Here is a 17235-nt window from a genome sequence, read left to right as displayed (position 1 = left end):
AGCCACTCGCCAGAATTCCCTCATGTTGGTGTTTCATCGCCAAAAGCCGGCGATTAAACCAAACTCAGTGTTGCTAAGACGAAAACTGTAATATTATCTCATTGACATTAGCCCGCTTGGTTTCATTATGATCACAATCACAGACCTTATTCATACTTGGCCTACTCAACCTCAACCCACGCTCAACATTCAAGCGTTGCACATAAACAAAGGTGAACGCGTTTTCCTACACGGCCCAAGCGGTTGCGGAAAATCGACGTTGCTCGGGTTGCTAGCAGGTATCAATATGCTGCAATCGGGTCAAATTAAAATATTGAATACTGATTTATCAACTTTAAACAATGCACATCGAGACCGTTTCAGAGCCGATCATATTGGCACTATATTTCAAAGTTTTAATCTGCTTCCGTATCTGAACCCGCTCGGAAATGTAATGTTAGGATGTGAGTTTTCTAAGCTGCGACGCAAGCGTCTAGCTGATAAAAAAACCGATGTTACAACTGAAGCGACTCGGCTGTTAAAGGCACTGGGGTTAAAGGACATAGTGCTAACACAGCACGTGTCAAAACTGAGCATTGGTCAACAACAGCGTGTTGCCGCCGCCCGAGCCTTTATTGGTGAACCCGAACTGATCATTGCCGATGAGCCCACCTCATCACTCGATGCCGACAACCGCCACACCTTCATAGAAACACTATTTAACCAAGCTAAAGATTATCAAGCCACGGTGCTATTTGTTAGTCATGATAATAGCCTAGCTTCCTTATTTGATCGTCAGATCAGTTTGTCTGATATTAATGGGGTATAAAATGACATTGCTTAAACTCGCGATTAAAAGCAGCTTAAACCGTAAAGCCAGTGTTTTGCTCACACTCTGTACCATCGCTATCAGCGTCATGTTGCTGTTAAGCATCGAACGTGTAAGACAAGATGCGAAAAGCAGTTTTAGTAATACGATTTCAGGCACTGATTTAATTGTTGGCGCCCGAACAGGAGATATTCAATTACTACTATCGAGTGTCTTTCGCATCGGACATACCAACAATGCAGTCTCATGGCAAAGTTATCTCGACATCAGAGAAAAAAAAGGAGTCGCTTGGACCATCCCTATCAGCCTAGGAGACAGTCATAAAGGTCATGCCGTACTCGGCACCGATGCAGCGTACTTCACGCACTATCGCTACGGGAAAAAACAACACTTGGCGTTTCAACATGGTCGACCTTTTCATAATGCCCAAGAGGTGGTGCTTGGCAGTGAAGTGGCAAACACGCTGCATTATCATATAGGGCAACAAATTGTCATATCCCATGGCATGGGCAATACCAGTTTTCATCATCATGATGATAACCCAATGACCATTGTCGGTATATTAGCACCAACCGGAACCCCTGTAGATAAAACACTGCATATTCCTTTGATTGCTGTTGAAGCAATGCATGAACAAAATCATAAAAAGCCGATGATGATTGGCAAAAAGCCACAACAAAGCAGCCAAGTAGAACATCAATATGGCAACGCACATAATCATGATGAGGGTGACGACAAACCTCATGATAATCACGACCACCTTCATGCTACTCTAGACTCAGAGCCAAGTGATTTAATTGGAACACCGCAACAAATAACCGCTTTTTTAATGGGCTTCGACTCCCCCTTATATACCCTACAAGTCAGACGTAATATTAATATGTATAAAGCCGAGCCTTTGCTGGCTATCATGCCTGGCCTCACACTCCGAGAACTATGGGAAATGCTCGATATTGTAGAAAAGATCCTACTGTTATTCTCTATCGTGGTGGTACTCGTGAGCTTATTGGGTATGTTAACGACATTACTTGCTACACTCAGTCAGCGCCGCAGAGAGTTGGCTATTTTACGCTCAGTAGGTGCTCGTCCAGCTCACATCTTTGCTTTAATGAGTAGTGAAGCCATTCTTATTACGTTTGTTGGTTGTCTCGTTGGCTGTATCTTATTTTATGCACTCTTGATTGTTGCAAATCCAATATTACAAAGCCAATTTGGTATTGGTTTAACCATTGGCTGGCTGACAAACTATGAACTCACACTTTTAGGCGCTATTATGGCCGCCGGAACATTAATGGGGTTGCTCCCCGCCGCCAGAGCCTATTTTTATTCATTGGCTGATGGCATGAGTATAAAAATTTAGGAGCACAATAAGTACTATGAGATTTTTGACGTTAATACTGTTCACTTTACTCAGCTTTTTAGGGTATGCAGCCGCCCCAAAAGAAATTTTTTGGGAAGACTTAATCCCTAAAGGACATGTACAAATCAGCAACCAAGATGCTGCCAGTCATGATGGCGCAGACCAAAACTGGGTGCAACCTGATCTAAACGCACCCATCGTAAAAAGTTTAGATGGCCAATCAGTAAGCTTACCTGGTTTCGTTGTGCCGCTTGAAGGCGACAGTGAGATCATTACTGAGTTCTTGTTAGTACCCTACTTTGGTGCTTGTATTCATGTGCCTCCACCGCCACCGAATCAAATAGTGCATGTGAAAATTAAAAATGGCGTCCCTATTGATAGCCTTTATGATGCCATTACAGTTACTGGCATAATTAAAGTAGAAACATGGAAAGGTGAATTAGCGCAAACAGGTTATACCATGCAGGCTGTGGGTGTGGCCCCTTTTCAGCTATAAACGCAGCACGTAATAAACAACTCAATAATAAGTGCAGTAAGTATACCGTTTTACTGCACTACTTTCTTATGCTGGACGGGTGATTTTAAAAACTTCCCCTAAACTTGCATACTCACCACCTCCTAAGCGCGCAATCGGATCTAACGCTAGCGCATCGACTTTACTACGCCCTTTGTGGTCAGTTTCGACTATCTCATCATCGATATACGCATGGGTCACCTGTACAAACATCAACTTCATGGGCAATTCTCCCATTTCCACCACTTTATGCAGTTTACACGCAAATGCAACTTTACATTGCGCGACCCTTGGCAAAGTTGATCCGGCAAAGTCGGTGAGCGTCAAATCCAATGTATCCAGTTCAGACTGATCGTTCGGTAAAGTTGCTGCTGATAAAGTCACTTCATCTGCTAGGCGACTATCTGCAATATGAATCACCAGCTCTTCTGTTGCTTCAACATTTAGCGCCGAGTCTTTATATTCGCCACAAGGTTTTACCCCTACCGCATACATCAACACTGCTGGATCGGAGCTTACCGCCGTAAAGTACGAAAATGGTGCTAAGTTTAATGTGCCTTGGGTATTTTCAGATAACACCCATGCAACAGGACGAGGCACCACAGTTTGCGTTAACGTATGGTATACCTTATTTGGAGACAAACTATCAAAATCAAGGATCATAAAACACTCTTACTTAAAATTAAAAACTAAAATCATTAATTCATTACTTTTCAAAAATTAAGTCGCAAATCCTTCTGGCATCGTCGTTTGATGGCCATTCACGGATAATTTTTTAATGACCTTCTCTTCATTTGGGTAGGCTTCAATCAGCGCGTCGGCAATCCCTGCTGTAAAGCAACTCCCCGTGAAGCCTGGTGCCATTGTACAGCCAAATAACGCATACTGGCCGCCCTCGACCAAACATCCTCCCTGCCAAACCCCCGCAGGTATCAAGTACTGACAAACCTGACCATTGGTAAAGTCAGTGCCGAGCACGACTTGCTCCGAATCTCCATTCGGGTATAGAAGCGTCAATTCTAGCGGATCACCACCATAAAAATGCCATACCTCATCGAAGGTCAATTTATGAAAACAGGATACACTGGTTAAGCTATCACAGTACAAGCCTATCATCGCAGTACCCACTGGTTCACCGTGCGTATTGTTACGGCTGGAACGCCATGTACTTTTAAAAAGTGTACTTTCGACAGGTAATCGTTCAAAACGATAATGTCGTAATACCGCCATTATTTCCGGCGTTATAGGTTGATGTTTAAAATGCACTAAGTCACACACATCAACAATCGCATCTGTGTTTAACGCCCCATAAATATGGGGGAAAAGGGCTGGTGAAGACATTGTGGTACTTGGTGCTTCATAACGTAACGGTGAGTTGATTAAACTCACATCAACAACCAACACAGACAAGGCTAAGTGATTATCAAAAAAACGCGATACCACTTCAGCAACTTGGTGATACTCACAAGCATGGATAAACCCTTCACTGTTTAATGATGCGGGTACATAATTTAATTCAGAAGTAACCGATGTAACATCGGCTGTAGGAACAATAATAAATATCGCACTCGTATCAGTCATCTCTGTTCTCAGATAAAAACCACAAAGCACGTATCATGGCATCATAACCCTTTATAGAACATCCTTATTTCTAAAAAGCGATAATTTAGGTGACTTTATCTAGAGGCTGTTGATTTTTGCGGTTCTATTTTTTGTTCTCTTTGAGCATGCTTTTATCGTGGCGTTTAATATGTGGCCTAGTAATCTAAGCGAATATTAAGCAACAAAGAGAAAGGGCTGCTCAAATAAACCGGTAGGCAGCGCTTGATTGGCTTTTCTACTGTGTTATCGGCTGACTCACATGGAATAACCATGCTATGCAGCCTCCATCTTGTATGAAACCCAATCAAATTGCTGCAAAAATGAACCTAACAGATCAACAGCCCCTAATATCAATCAAATCATTAATTTACTTATTGCCCTTACCTGAGTAATAAATCACCACAGGCTCAGAGTAGTTCGGCGCATGATCGTAACTAAATACACCATAATACTTACTCAAATCGGCATTGCCAAAATTATCCAGTGTATACGTATCTGGCCCGCCATATAGCTTAACGCCATCAAAAGGAGAACGCGGCGGATGAAAGCGATTTCTGACCACAAAGCAACCCACTAAATCGCCGCTATCTGGATTATCCCAAGTTAACTTAACAACCCCATTCTCATTGTGTGTTTGTAAATTAGTGGGGGAAGGCAGCGGCTCATTACGACGTTCAATATACTGAATATTCAATGTCGTCGCTTGCTCTGCGTGGCAATCAGCCCAATTTATTAAAGCATTGCTCGCTTGTGATTCTGCGGTTGCGCGAATAATAAAGTAATAAGGAGAATTTGCCTTATGCAATCGCGCCAGCTCTTGCAGGCTGTAGCTGTCAAAAATAAAGTTATGTGCAGTACGCTCTTTCAGCTGCTCATTACTCACTTCATAGCCTATGTACTCTATTTTTTGTCGCTGCTTTACATGCTTAAAGTCAACATCTTTAAGCTCGACCAATTCAACCGTAAACCGCACATCTTTCGCTGACGACAAACTATTACGACTATATAAAGTTAAGCAAGCTTGCGTGAACACCGTCTTTAGTGGGTCTAGATGCTGCAAATGCTCAAATGCCAATTGTCCGTACACGATTTCACCTTGACCATCAAATCCAGATGCCAATTTGTCTGCGACTACTTTGTCTTGGTAAATCGTATTACACGCAGACATTGTCAATGCTAAGCGTTGCTCCGGTAACTGATAAATAAGCTCTAAATTAGGCCGATAATGTAAACCACTACCAAATGGACCGTAGCCGATATCAAACTGCATTACTTGTGAATCATTACCTAACGGCAAAGTATCTGGGCCTTGTATCCGTAATAATAGCGTTTTATCCGCTAACAACTTGTTTAAAAGCGTACGTTCTACGCCATTGAATGACCATTTTAGCCAAATTCCTTGCGTCATTTTATCTGATTCAATGGTTTCACCTAACGTATGTAACGGCGTCGCTTCCATCACTTTATCAAAGTCATAAATGTCTTCTATCAAAGAGGCATCTAAAACAGAAATTGACCACTCACCATACTTCTCTATTTTTGTGGCAACACGATTCATCGGGTATAGGAAGAATTGTGCGGTCTCAATACGTGAGCCATCCTCTATCGTACTTAAATCATAAGCGACTACACCTAAACTCACGCCCCGGCCTTTATCCACTCCGATAAACATGGAGTTATATCCAAAATGTTCTTTATTCTTATTACTAAAATTTTGTGATAAATATCCGACATGCTCTCTCGCTGGAAATAATGTACGGCCGCATTGGTGCGAGGCTAATGTGGTTTTCAATCGTAATTCAGGTCTAAAAGGGGATTTTATCTTGGTGACTTTGTCAACTGCGCGAATATTATAAAAATAGAACTGGCCGCTATTGAGTTGTGTATCTACAAACTCAAGTGACTTAGTAATTGCCACCAAATTCGCTTCCGTACACGGACTTTTATTATGCTCACTGCGATATACTTCAAAATATATATCCTCTCGTGCTTCATATTGCCATTGCAACTCTACGCTGTCATGCGTGACGTGCCCTATGGTAAAGTCACTCACTCGACTTGGCGCCAGTGGAGAATAATTAATTGCTTCACTTAAAGCATGTAACACCGCAGGAATATTTTCCGCGACACTTTGTGACATATTTTTCATGTAATCTGGAATATTGCGCGTACCCACTTCAACAACAGTTGCAATAATCCCTTTACGATAATAATACTCTCGGCCACTCCCATTAATGAGCTGCGCCGGTGGCTTTCCGCGATGAATGCCATATTGTCGCCCTGTCACTTTGCGAATTTCGTTGTTCATGTTCGCGCAAAGCACATTGAGATCAGTGCCTTCAATTTCAACTTCATGGTTAAACTTATGCGCAGGGAAAAATACATTCCCTTGTGAATGGTAATCTAAAGCAATACGAATATTGTCATGTGCTTCTACAAAATCGCGGATGGCACAGGTTTCCGGTTCAGAAAAAGCATGAGGGCCACCATAAGTATTAGTATGGGTATTGTGGTTGCGCATAAATTTTGCGTCGAAGTTACGATTCAGATCAACACCAAATGTACCATCTCCGTTATTACGACGGTTCTTTCGCCAAAATGAAAAATGGTTGCGTGAGTACTCAAAACCATCGGGGTTTAAGCACGGTACCATATATAAAGTATTGCGCGTCAAGGCTGTTTGTAATTTCGGGTTGAAGCGGTAATTATCTATAACATACTCAATAAACTTAATTGCCAATTCATTACCAATCCATTCTCGCGCATGAATTGAACCGGTATAAAGTAAAGCGGGTTTGTCGTCTGCATAAGTGACATCGAGCGATACCGTGACCAACATGATGGGCCTATTTTCCCAAGTATTTCCGATGCTTTGTAAGCGAATTAAATGTGGGTGCTCACTCATTGCCTGCTGTAAAAAATCAATGGTATCTTGATACGATGCATATTGGATTTTCATAAATATCTCTTTGGCTAAAAAGTTTAAGACAAAAAACCCGTGCTTAATGGCACGGGTGAGCTGTGGCTATTTGCTGCCAGTGAGAAACTATTTTCTGCAGCTTTTTGTCTTTTAGATTTTTAACAACACACAACTGCTCCGGATCGCTATTGAGTACATCCACCACGCCATGGGCGCCAAATGTGTGCATGATGTCATCAATCATTTTTTGACCAATACCTTTTACTTCAGCGAGTATGGCACGAACTTGTTCCTCGCTATAAACGGGTAAATGCACGTTATTATCATTCGCCGCTTCATCACTGGCAGGTAAGCTTTGTGGCTGTTTACCTGTGCTTATTTCTGATGACGTCAGCACAAAATTATCCTGCAGATTCCAAACTTCACTCGGCCACTCTTCTTTGCTCAAGTAACGAGTATCTAAAATAGGATAGTTTTGTTCATCTAAACCATTGAATACTTCTCCACTGTCTTGGCTGGGTGTATAACGAGAAAAGCCTATATGGCGCATGGTTCGTAATAATCGCGTATCAATTTTCCCAAGCTCCTCCCAATTATAAATGGGTATATTTGGCTTGCTAAACCGGCCATCTCCAAGTAACCACATGAGATATTGCCCAATCCAGTCTCGAATATACGGAAATGCAGCAAAAGCAGTGGCACATTCTAAGATACGCAACTTACCATCTTTACCTAGAGCAATATCACATGCCCAATATTCCGCATTCGCCGATTTTGAAGTGCGAATAGCCAACTCTAATACGGCATCCGGTACGCCTTGATAATCCATGCTACCCCCTTGACTGGTATTAGTTAACCATTCACCTTCGGGGGGTCTGCGCCAAAATGCACACACAGGTTTATGGCCAATAAGCATCACTCGAATATCCGCTTCCATCGGCACAAAATCTTGTACATACACAGGGTAATACTTTTTTTCACTCAAAAGCTGCTGGGCTTGTGCTTCACTATCCACTTTATGTACGAAATACCCACCATAGTTAGAAGGCCCATATGAGCGCTTAATGATTTTTGGATAAGTTGCTTTCGCTAAAAATGCTTGCGCTTTTTCTGGTATATAAAAAATTTCGGTATGTGGGGTTGGCAAATCATATTTACGACAAAAGTGGGTCACATTTTCTTTCGATTTATTTGAGAACTGACTGTCAAGCGACGGTAAAAAACGGACATTAGGGAGTGCTCTGGCAATATCTCGAAATGCTTCATAAGCAGTAGCCGGAATATTACCAATGAGTACATCGATTTTTTTCTTTTTAACTTCATTAATAAAGCGCGCTTTATCGTCTCCCCAATGATAAGTCACTTGCTCTATTTTATCCGGCCAACCTTTAAAGTTTGATTTATCAAAAAAGCGTAATACATAATCTAAATACAGTAATCCAATCTTTGGTAGAGGTGTATGTGTTGTCATTATTTAGGCCACCTTGGCTGAGTGAAGTGCGAGTTTGCGTTGTACTGTTTTATCGATAAGGTCGACCATAGCGTCGAGCTTGTTTTGATTAAAATTAATCCCAAGCGCTTCTTGCTCTGGGGTTGCAAATGCTGGGATAGTGTTGATTTCTAGGACGACATACTCTTCTTTTTCACGATCATAAATAAGATCTACACCCGCAATCTCAAGCCCTAATAACTGAGTAGCTTGTATCGCTAAGTCTATGACTTCTTGTCCGGGCTCACGTACAAACACCGAGCCACCACTGGTAATATTTGTTTTCCAATCATCTTTAGGCGCTTTTCGACCATAGCACCCAACACACTTACCATCGACAATATCAATCCGATAATCGGTATTGTCATAATTAATAAAGCGCTCGACATAAAAGTACCGAAGATCTGTTCGACTCAAAAAGGGCAATAACATATCAAGTGCTTGTTCACCATCTATTTTAACAATACCCACGCCTCCCCACCCATCCGTTGGTTTGTAGACTAACTTACCGCCAAAATCTCGAATCGCACCTTTTAAGCCGTCAATATCATTTTTATGGCATAGACGATAATCTGGGGTTGCAACACCATGACTACTCAGCAAATGGGATGTGCGAAACTTATCTTCTGCAAGTGAAAATGCATTGAAATTATTAAGTGTCGGAATTGCTTGGCTAAGCACTTGATATAAATATAACTGGTATTGAGTTTGCTGCCCGGCGTTATAACTTAAAAAGACATCAAGCTGCTCCATGGCGACACCATTGCATATCACTTCACCACCTTGTGCTCGCGCATCGCGTAAATTTAACCCGGTACTGGTTTGGATCCCTCGCTCTGCCAATGCATGAACTAGTTTTCTCTCGATGGCCGATCCCCCACCATTTTCATACATCCAAATACCCACATGTGGTGCTGTCACTTTTTTCTCCTTGGTAAGCTGTATTGTTTTTAAACTGAACGCTAATTTAAAAGGATCTGTATGACATATTTTTGACCAAAACCGACGGACAAAATTTGTTCATAAAAGCTTCACTGAAATGCAACCCGATATCGCGAGGATCTGCCACAACGAAATTCAGGGAGTTGATAATGACACAGATAAACTTTGATGAATTAGCGAGCCTAATTCGTTGTAATTCTCATAGTAAAAATAAAGTAAATGTAGACTTACATGGGGAGCAAATGATTGAGCTGCTAGGGCCGCTCGGCTTTTCGCTGACACGTTACCAAAGGGAGCATATAGGTGATCATTTATTATTTCATACTCCAAAGAAAACGGGTCGAAAAGTCTTGCTGTTAGGCCATTTAGATACTGTATTTCCCGATGGGACTTTTAATGAGTTTCATCAAGATGACGAGTGGGTGTATGGCCCTGGCGTATGTGATATGAAAGGCGGAAACTTTGTTGCTTTGAATGCGCTGAGACAATTGCGTCAACAATGTGGCCCCCTTTATAACATAGACTTTTTACTCGTCAGCGACGAAGAGATTGGTAGTGATGACAGCAAAGCATTAACAACCGAGCTCGCCACGCATTATGATGCGTGTTTAGTTTTTGAAGCAGCAGGGAAAAATCATGAAGTTGTGGTTGCTCGCAAAGGCATCGCAACTTTTGATATCTGTATAACAGGCAAAGCGGCGCATGCTGGCAACCATTATAGTGAAGGCATTGATGCCAACTTTGCTTTAGCCAACTTATTACTGGAAATGACCAGTCTCAGCGACTTAAAGCGCGGTAGTACCGTCAACGTTGGGAAGATTTCTGGTGGATTAGGGGCTAACACTATTTCACCGAAAGCCAACATGTTAGTCGAAGCGCGGTTCACATCAAAAACAGAACAACAACGATTACTCAAAGGCATTGAGAATATTTGTTTGGCGGTTGAAATTACGGGCGTAGAAATCGCTATCAATGGCGGTTTACAACGTGGTGTCATGGTACCAAACGACGAGCAGCAGTATCTACTCGAACAAATATCAAAGATTTTAGGCTCCCCACTCGCTGTAGAACATCGTGGTGGCGTCTCCGATGCCAATACAGTCTCCGCTGCTGGCACAGCCACACTAGATGGCTTTGGCCCTTATGGTGATGGTGATCACACCATTCATGAGCGTGCGCTAAAATCAAGTTTTGCACTGCGTATTGAACAAGTCAGTAAAATTCTATCCGCTTGGTGCTTTAATACACCTTTTGAATCGATTAATACCTCTGAGCAGGTGGTGACCCCTTAGATCTAAAACTCACACAGCGCATGCACCATTACTTCTGACACTTATGACAAAAAATGGTGCTTCGCTGACCAAGCCTAATTTCTTGTAATTGGGTATCGCATGTAAAACACGGCTCACCTTTACGTCCATAAACAAGCAGCTGTTGAGCAAAATAACCCGGTTTTCCATCCGTTTGTGAAAAGTCTTTCAGTGTCGTGCCACCTTGCTCAATCGCAGCTGAGAGTGTGTCTTTAATGATTGGGGTTAATGCTTGAAAACGCTTTAACGATACTTTTCCTGCTTCTTTTTTAGGGTGTATTCCTGCTTTAAATAAAGATTCATTCGCATAAATATTGCCTACACCTACCACCACATGGTTATCCATAATAAATTGCTTAATAGGTATTTTTTTACCTCGAGAACGCTCATATAAATGTAGCGCAGTAAACGCCCCCGTTAATGGCTCTGGTCCGAGCTTTGCAAATAATGTATGGCTTGTACCTAGTCCCTGCCATAAGCATGCACCAAAACGCCGCGCATCATTTAATCTTAACGCCTTACCATTCTCAAAGTGAATTTCCACATGATCATGCTTTTTCAATGGCTCCTCGATAGGTACTATCCGCAAATGTCCAGACATACCTAAATGTAAAATGACGCTACCGACCGCCGTATCTAATAACAAATATTTGGCTCTGCGCCGTACATTCTCAATCTTCAAATTAACAATGGTCGTTACATCATCGGGTATCGGCCATCGCAGGCTTGGGTTATGAATAAGCACTTGTGTTACCGTTTGATCTTGAACGTGTGGGTGTATGCCTAAACGGCTCACTTCTACTTCTGGTAATTCAGGCATAAAATACTCTGTAATAATTAATTCGCAAATCCCGTGTTTTCAGACTTGCCAATTTCTAAAGGTAAAAATAATTGCGGTACTAATTCCATCGGCACCGATAACCAGAGGTGCTGCTGTTTATCAAATAAGTAGTACTGCTCATTATCCAAATATAGTTGATAACTTAACGGTAATTCTTGCCCGGCTAGCCAAAACCGTGCAACTGTTATGGCTTTATCTGCACTTAACCTTATGTCGACAACTTCTAGCTGCAATGATAACCATAAGTTTACCAAAGACTGCATTTTCTCTGGCTTTGCTTGCCAAGGTCCATCTATACGCCACGACGTTCCTATACGCTCAATTTTATAACCTGGAAACGCTAACGTCAGTACAAAGCTTTGCGCTGGTAACAAGGCTTTTGGCCCGGAAACCTGACTCTCTGGAGCCAATTTATGGTGTACACCATTGAGAAAAAAAATCATCAAAAGCATCGAGAAAATCACAACGTTATTCCACGCTTTACGACTTAAGCCCATAGCAGTTTCCTTCATAAATATAGCTCGCAGTGTAGCTACATTTAGCTACATACACAAACCCAACTATACTAATATTAATTCTTTCAATCTGTTAGCTCACTGCCATCACAATAACTGTATGCCAGCCAAGCATCATAAGGGCCAGCCTTATCTGGTTGGAAGTTATAGCTCCAATGTTTTACTTTATAAATAATTCCTTGAAAACCCACTTTCTCAGCAATGGCTGAATAAGCTCTATTTGGTTGCCATTGCGGCGCGGCACACTCACCTAATCGATAGCCAACGGTAAAAGGGACAGACAATTTTCTGCCAAAATCAGCTTGTAAAGCTTCCACCTCTACGACCCCGTCAACGAGTGACGGATCATGAATAGTGATACTTCCTTGCCCTTTACGCTGATTTAAAAATGGAAATGCTAAACCATCTTGCGCTGTATCATTCACTTCTAGATTGTAACAGCCTACTGGCAAATCCAACTCTAATATATGCTCAGACGAGGCGTTAAACTGATGCCATTGTTTAACAAGATGATGATCTCGATCTTTGATGCTTACGCTGGTTTCGTCTGCAAACTTACCGGTCGTTAAATACAATTTTGCCCGATTACTAAAAGTCTGAGGTAAATCAAAGTTACTCACAGCAAAATCATTACGACTATTTTCATCCTGTGCCGTGATCGCCTGTACTGTTAAGCGTGCATTGGACGATGTGAATTCTCCCCAATAACGAGCAGGTAAGGTAACGATTTGGCGTTCGCCTGGATTTAACTCTCCATGCCATAAATAATGCTGCAGCTTAGTGACTCCATACCAAAAATCAATGTCTGTAATATCCGTTTGCCCTTGATTTACCACCGCAATGCTTACCTCGCCACAACGCGTATTTGTTCGGCTATCTATGTCATTATTTGGTGCTAAAATCTGCTCAATAGCCAAATCTGTATTCAGCCTGACAGGTCCATATGTCACCAATACAGCACTCACAATATACCTCGGTGCATCAGACCCATATTGTGATGGCTGCCAAGTATAAGTCTGCCAATCGATATCTAACATAGACTGGGCGCGGCGTGTATCAAGCTCATAACTAAATGGCTCAACCACTTCTCCTGGGCACCAATTTGCTCGGGCATAAATATAGGTGCCACCTTGTGGGAATGTTGCACTTTGATCGCAATCGGTACGCCAAAGCGGTGTACGTGCTAACACACGCTCATTTTGTAATAGCTCAAAATAACGCTCGCACCACTCGCCACATAACTCCGCCTCTTGCGCTGGGTTATCAAAAGAAAGCGCGTGACCATGTGCGGAAACAATGACCTTCAATTGAGCTTTGATGTCATCAGCAGAAAAAGTCACTTCTTTTGCAGGTAAAAACGACGAAAATTCATTCGCCGATTTATAAGGCCACCCGGCTGACGCTGAATAATACATTGGTACAACTTTATTTACCCGCCTTGCAACAGTACCTCGCGTTATCAATTTTGCGCTAAAGCCAAATGCTGACTTTTTGACGCCCCAGCCACCATAATGCACATTCAAAGTTCCCTCTCCTTTGAGTACCGGCGCCAAATGTGAAATCTCAAAGACATACTTTCGCCTCCAGCTACGGTTAAAACCATGCATTCCCCTTTGCATATAGCCCGCATAAGGGGTAATTAAACGACCGAATTCATATCGATGCCCGTCTTTTAACCATTCGAAACGCACTGTGTAATCCCAATCACTGCACCCTTGCACTGCACAACCTAATTCAACCTCTAAAAACTGCTGCTGCTTAAAATTGGCTTCACTTGGAAGCGTAAGTAAATAAGCATGATCGCCATGGTGGTCAAACGATTGATAAGAAACTAGCTCAGTCTCTACAGCGTATAAAACACACGTAAATAATGAAAATATACTGTATAAAAAACCATATTTAATGAATACCATTACATTTCCTTGTTAATTAAAGGTTAAACAATATCAACAAAAAATAAAAATACCATCGAACAAATACGCCTTATTCACTTTCATAGCACCTGAGATATTTTAAATCTCATGCTCGGAGTAACACTTATGTCTAATTTAACGATACAAGGCTATTTTATTACCAGCAGAGTTTGATAGAATATCGGCCAAAATTTAAGGAGCTCCGTCCATGGCAATGTATGTAGTGGGTCATAAGATCCCAGATTCAGATTCTATTTGTGGTGCAATTGCACTTGCGTATTTAAAGAACCAAATTGGTGAAGCAGCCGTACCTACACGTTTAGGTGATATTTCTCCTGAAACACAATTTATTCTTGATCGTTTTGGCTTTGAAGCACCTGAGCTGAAGCTTAGCTATGCAGGTGAAGAAGTATACATCGTTGATCATACTGAAAAAACACAAGCCCCTGATGATATAGACGAGGCAACAATTGTTGGCGTTGTGGATCATCACAAATTAGGTGATTTAACCACCTCTACACCGCTAGAGTGCTGGATCCGCCCTGTTGGCTGCAGTAATACCATCATTAAAATGATGTATGACTTCTATAATATCGAGATCCCAAAAGATATCGCTGGCTTAATGTTATGTGCAATATTAAGTGATACTGTTATTTTTAAATCGCCGACTTGTACTACAGCGGATATCAAGTGTGTTGAAGCTCTTGCTGAAATTGCTCATGTTGCAGATGTTAAAGAACTAGGTATGGATATGTTCAAGGTGAAATCTGCCGTTGAAGGTACACCAGCTCGTGATCTAGTAATGCGAGACTTTAAAGATTTCAACATGAATGGAAAACTTGTTGGTATTGGCCAATTAGAAGTCATTGACCTTTCTGTATTTGACGACATCAAAACTGACTTAGAAGCTGATATCGCTAAACTGAAAGAAGAAGGTGGACGCCACTCTGTATTATTACTCCTGACAGATATTATGAAGGAAGGCTCGCAAATGCTTATTTCATCTGATGATGAAGGCATTATTGAAACAGCCTACGGGGTTAAACCAGAACACAGTCGAGTTTGGCTTGATGGCGTATTAAGTCGTAAAAAGCAGGTAGTACCGCCACTACAAGATGCCTTTGCGTAGTAACCTCAGCGCGTAAAAAAACCGAAGCAATTGCTTCGGTTTTTTGTTAGTTTAATTACATGCCTATACTTTTCATCGAACCCGGTATTTTGGCGGTCCATACGCAAGTATTAGATACCACCTCACATCAGCATGCCTTGCAACAAGTTACACTCCCTATGAGTCACATGAGCTTGACTATTCAATTAGATCAACTCACTACCTATCGCTGTAACAGCACTGCATTCATACTCAAGTCTCATGTCTCACATCAACTCTCGATGCAATCAGGCTGGGTCATTCTTATCGAACCCAGCAGTGCTTTAGGTCAATGTATTGATACACGATTGGCGCAAAACTCCTTAATTCAATGTCCACTACAAACAATGCCCACAATACACAGTGATTTAAAAGACTTACTGGCGCTTTGCCATTTAAAATACGTGCAAAACAATCGTCATTTAGATGTGCGGATCCAATCACTTTTAGTCCAGTTAGATCAATGCTTCACAACCAGCTGCATTAAACCAGAACATTGGCTTGCAAAAGATATTGCTACACAGTTAAATTTATCAGAGAGTCGATTTTTGCACTTATTCAAACAAAATATGCAACTACCTTGGCGCCCATATTTACTATGGCGACGACTAATCTGTGCTATTAAGGTTATTAGTAAAGGTGGAAGCGCGACTCAAGCTGCATATATTGCGGGGTTTTCAGACAGTGCTCATCTAAGCCGCACTTTCAAAAAGCAATTTGGTATTACTTTACAAAAACTTCTTTCCAGAAAAAACACTCAACAGTAACTTGCAAAATACTGTATAAAAATAAAATCAAGTTCAAAAATCAATCAATTAATTGACTTCCTGTTAAATTTTAATCAACATAATGGGCCACAAGGTCTTGTGGGTAGTAAATTTGGACTCTGTCCCTTTCAACCATTTAAAAGGATTAATTTATGAAGAAAGCACTCATACTTGCTCTGTCATTATTTTCAATGAGCACCTTCGCCAACACGAATGACTTCATGATTGAAGCACAAAAGTCAGGTATTCAAGGTTCATTCTCGGATCAGGCATATTCCACAAGTAAAGTCGGGAAAAATAACCGTATTAACTTTAAGGCATCTGGCTCTGCGGCTGATGTCTTTAATGCAACCATTGAATATAAAGATAATGTATTTCTCCTAGCGCTTGATAATGTTAATAAACAAGTTGTAATTAACGGCTTTACTAAGCAAAAAGCGGAGCTTGTTGTTACCAAAGAACTGCAATCTGATATCAAAAATATGCTTCATAGTGCACAACTGCATGCTGAAAAAATTAAGGGCTTTCAATCTACGCTCGATAATGAGTCTAATACTACTTTATTGAAGTTTTTCGAATTTTTAGCAACCTACCCAATTGATCAGCCAATCCAACAAACGCTGAGTGCATCTACGGGTCCACGCATCCAGGGGTGGACAGATATTTGTTATGCAATGGGAAACAGAAAAACCGCTGTTTGGGACCTTGATAATGGTTCTGTGAAAACAAAATCCTACATTGTTGGTGGTCACGGGTTTTGTGCTGGTCGCTGTGGTGCGGGTTGCCCAATGTTTGGTGATGGGCAATACAGTCAAGATTGCTTAAATCACGACGCATGTGCAGATGTAGAAGGTGAGCAACTTGGTAATTGCAGTGATGAGTGGGTCTCTGCCTCTGATGATTTCTGGTTTTCACCAGACTGTGAAACACCGCATTCATCTTAATAATCTATACGCTTTATACAGAGAGAAGTTACTCTCTGTATAAAGTTAAAAAGCACTCTTAGCACACCATGTGTTGTTCAATTAAATACGTCCTTCGCTCCTATAGCCAGTTTATTCAATTTTTATTGCGCGTATTCAGTCATAGTGCCTTTCTAAAAAAGAG

At 41.5% G+C, this 17235-nt stretch carries 15 protein-coding genes; 7 read left to right on the top strand and 8 right to left on the bottom strand.

The features are described 5' to 3' along the window. Positions 1-127 precede the first annotated feature (127 nt). Genes J8M01_RS13195 through J8M01_RS13185 form a run of 3 tightly spaced genes read left to right on the top strand, consistent with a single transcriptional unit; the run spans position 128 to position 2664 of the window. A complete protein-coding gene (locus tag J8M01_RS13195) occupies positions 128-808 on the top strand; it encodes an ABC transporter ATP-binding protein (protein WP_211058299.1) in 681 nt (226 codons plus the stop codon). A 1-nt stretch (position 809) separates the two neighbouring features. Next, complete coding sequence (locus tag J8M01_RS13190) at positions 810-2168, top strand: ABC transporter permease (protein WP_211058298.1); 1359 nt, start codon at positions 810-812, stop codon at positions 2166-2168. Positions 2169-2184: 16 nt separating this feature from the next. Next, entirely contained in the window at positions 2185-2664 is a 480-nt protein-coding gene (locus tag J8M01_RS13185; RefSeq protein WP_211058297.1) for a DUF3299 domain-containing protein, read from the top strand. A 66-nt stretch (positions 2665-2730) separates the two neighbouring features. Here the strand turns inward: J8M01_RS13185 and J8M01_RS13180 are convergent, their stop codons facing one another. From J8M01_RS13180 to J8M01_RS13160, 5 genes are all read right to left on the bottom strand, one after another. Beyond that, the gene (locus tag J8M01_RS13180) at positions 2731-3345 is read right to left on the bottom strand and encodes a flavin reductase family protein (RefSeq protein ID WP_211058296.1); all 615 of its coding nucleotides are present in this window, start codon (positions 3343-3345) and stop codon (positions 2731-2733) included. 57 nt (positions 3346-3402) lie between these two features. Further along, positions 3403-4263: a cupin domain-containing protein gene (locus J8M01_RS13175; protein WP_211058295.1), complete on the bottom strand. Its 861-nt coding sequence runs from the start codon at positions 4261-4263 to the stop codon at positions 3403-3405. Positions 4264-4651: 388 nt separating this feature from the next. Further along, complete coding sequence (locus tag J8M01_RS13170) at positions 4652-7243, bottom strand: M14 family zinc carboxypeptidase (protein ID WP_211058294.1); 2592 nt, start codon at positions 7241-7243, stop codon at positions 4652-4654. A gap of 43 nt (positions 7244-7286) precedes the next feature. Then, positions 7287-8675 carry a hypothetical protein gene (locus J8M01_RS13165; RefSeq protein ID WP_211058293.1) on the bottom strand — a complete coding sequence of 463 codons (1389 nt, stop codon included), beginning with the start codon at positions 8673-8675 and terminating at the stop codon, positions 7287-7289. A gap of 3 nt (positions 8676-8678) precedes the next feature. Next, positions 8679-9614 carry an ATP-grasp domain-containing protein gene (locus J8M01_RS13160; protein ID WP_192505876.1) on the bottom strand — a complete coding sequence of 312 codons (936 nt, stop codon included), beginning with the start codon at positions 9612-9614 and terminating at the stop codon, positions 8679-8681. A gap of 170 nt (positions 9615-9784) precedes the next feature. Between J8M01_RS13160 and J8M01_RS13155 the strand changes: the two genes are divergently transcribed. After that, entirely contained in the window at positions 9785-10927 is a 1143-nt protein-coding gene (locus tag J8M01_RS13155; RefSeq protein ID WP_192505877.1) for a M20 family metallopeptidase, read from the top strand. 28 nt (positions 10928-10955) lie between these two features. On the opposite strand, the gene mutM is transcribed toward J8M01_RS13155, so the two are convergent. The 3 genes from mutM to J8M01_RS13140 form a co-directional block, all read right to left on the bottom strand. Continuing rightward, positions 10956-11765 (bottom strand): bifunctional DNA-formamidopyrimidine glycosylase/DNA-(apurinic or apyrimidinic site) lyase, encoded by an 810-nt coding sequence (gene mutM / locus J8M01_RS13150; RefSeq protein ID WP_211058292.1) that lies wholly within the window; start codon positions 11763-11765, stop codon positions 10956-10958. Positions 11766-11782: 17 nt separating this feature from the next. Next, a complete protein-coding gene (locus tag J8M01_RS13145; protein ID WP_192506072.1) occupies positions 11783-12283 on the bottom strand; it encodes a hypothetical protein in 501 nt (166 codons plus the stop codon). A gap of 83 nt (positions 12284-12366) precedes the next feature. Further along, entirely contained in the window at positions 12367-14214 is a 1848-nt protein-coding gene (locus J8M01_RS13140) for a peptide-N-glycosidase F-related protein (RefSeq protein WP_211058290.1), read from the bottom strand. A 208-nt stretch (positions 14215-14422) separates the two neighbouring features. Here J8M01_RS13140 and J8M01_RS13135 point away from each other — a divergent pair, with 208 nt between their 5' ends. From J8M01_RS13135 to J8M01_RS13125, 3 genes are all read left to right on the top strand, one after another. Continuing rightward, positions 14423-15343 carry a manganese-dependent inorganic pyrophosphatase gene (locus J8M01_RS13135; protein WP_192505880.1) on the top strand — a complete coding sequence of 307 codons (921 nt, stop codon included), beginning with the start codon at positions 14423-14425 and terminating at the stop codon, positions 15341-15343. 59 nt (positions 15344-15402) lie between these two features. After that, positions 15403-16128, top strand: a complete 726-nt coding sequence (locus J8M01_RS13130) for a helix-turn-helix domain-containing protein (RefSeq protein ID WP_211058288.1) — start codon at positions 15403-15405, stop codon at positions 16126-16128. Between the two features lie 152 nt (positions 16129-16280). Further along, positions 16281-17072: a hypothetical protein gene (locus J8M01_RS13125; RefSeq protein ID WP_211058287.1), complete on the top strand. Its 792-nt coding sequence runs from the start codon at positions 16281-16283 to the stop codon at positions 17070-17072. The last annotated feature ends 163 nt before the right edge of the window (positions 17073-17235 follow it).

Source organism: Pseudoalteromonas sp. MMG005, from assembly GCF_018101015.1.
Taxonomy (GTDB): Bacteria; Pseudomonadota; Gammaproteobacteria; order Enterobacterales; family Alteromonadaceae; genus Pseudoalteromonas; species Pseudoalteromonas aurantia.
Note: the sequence above shows the minus strand (reverse complement) of the source record. Positions and strands in the feature narration are given on the sequence as shown.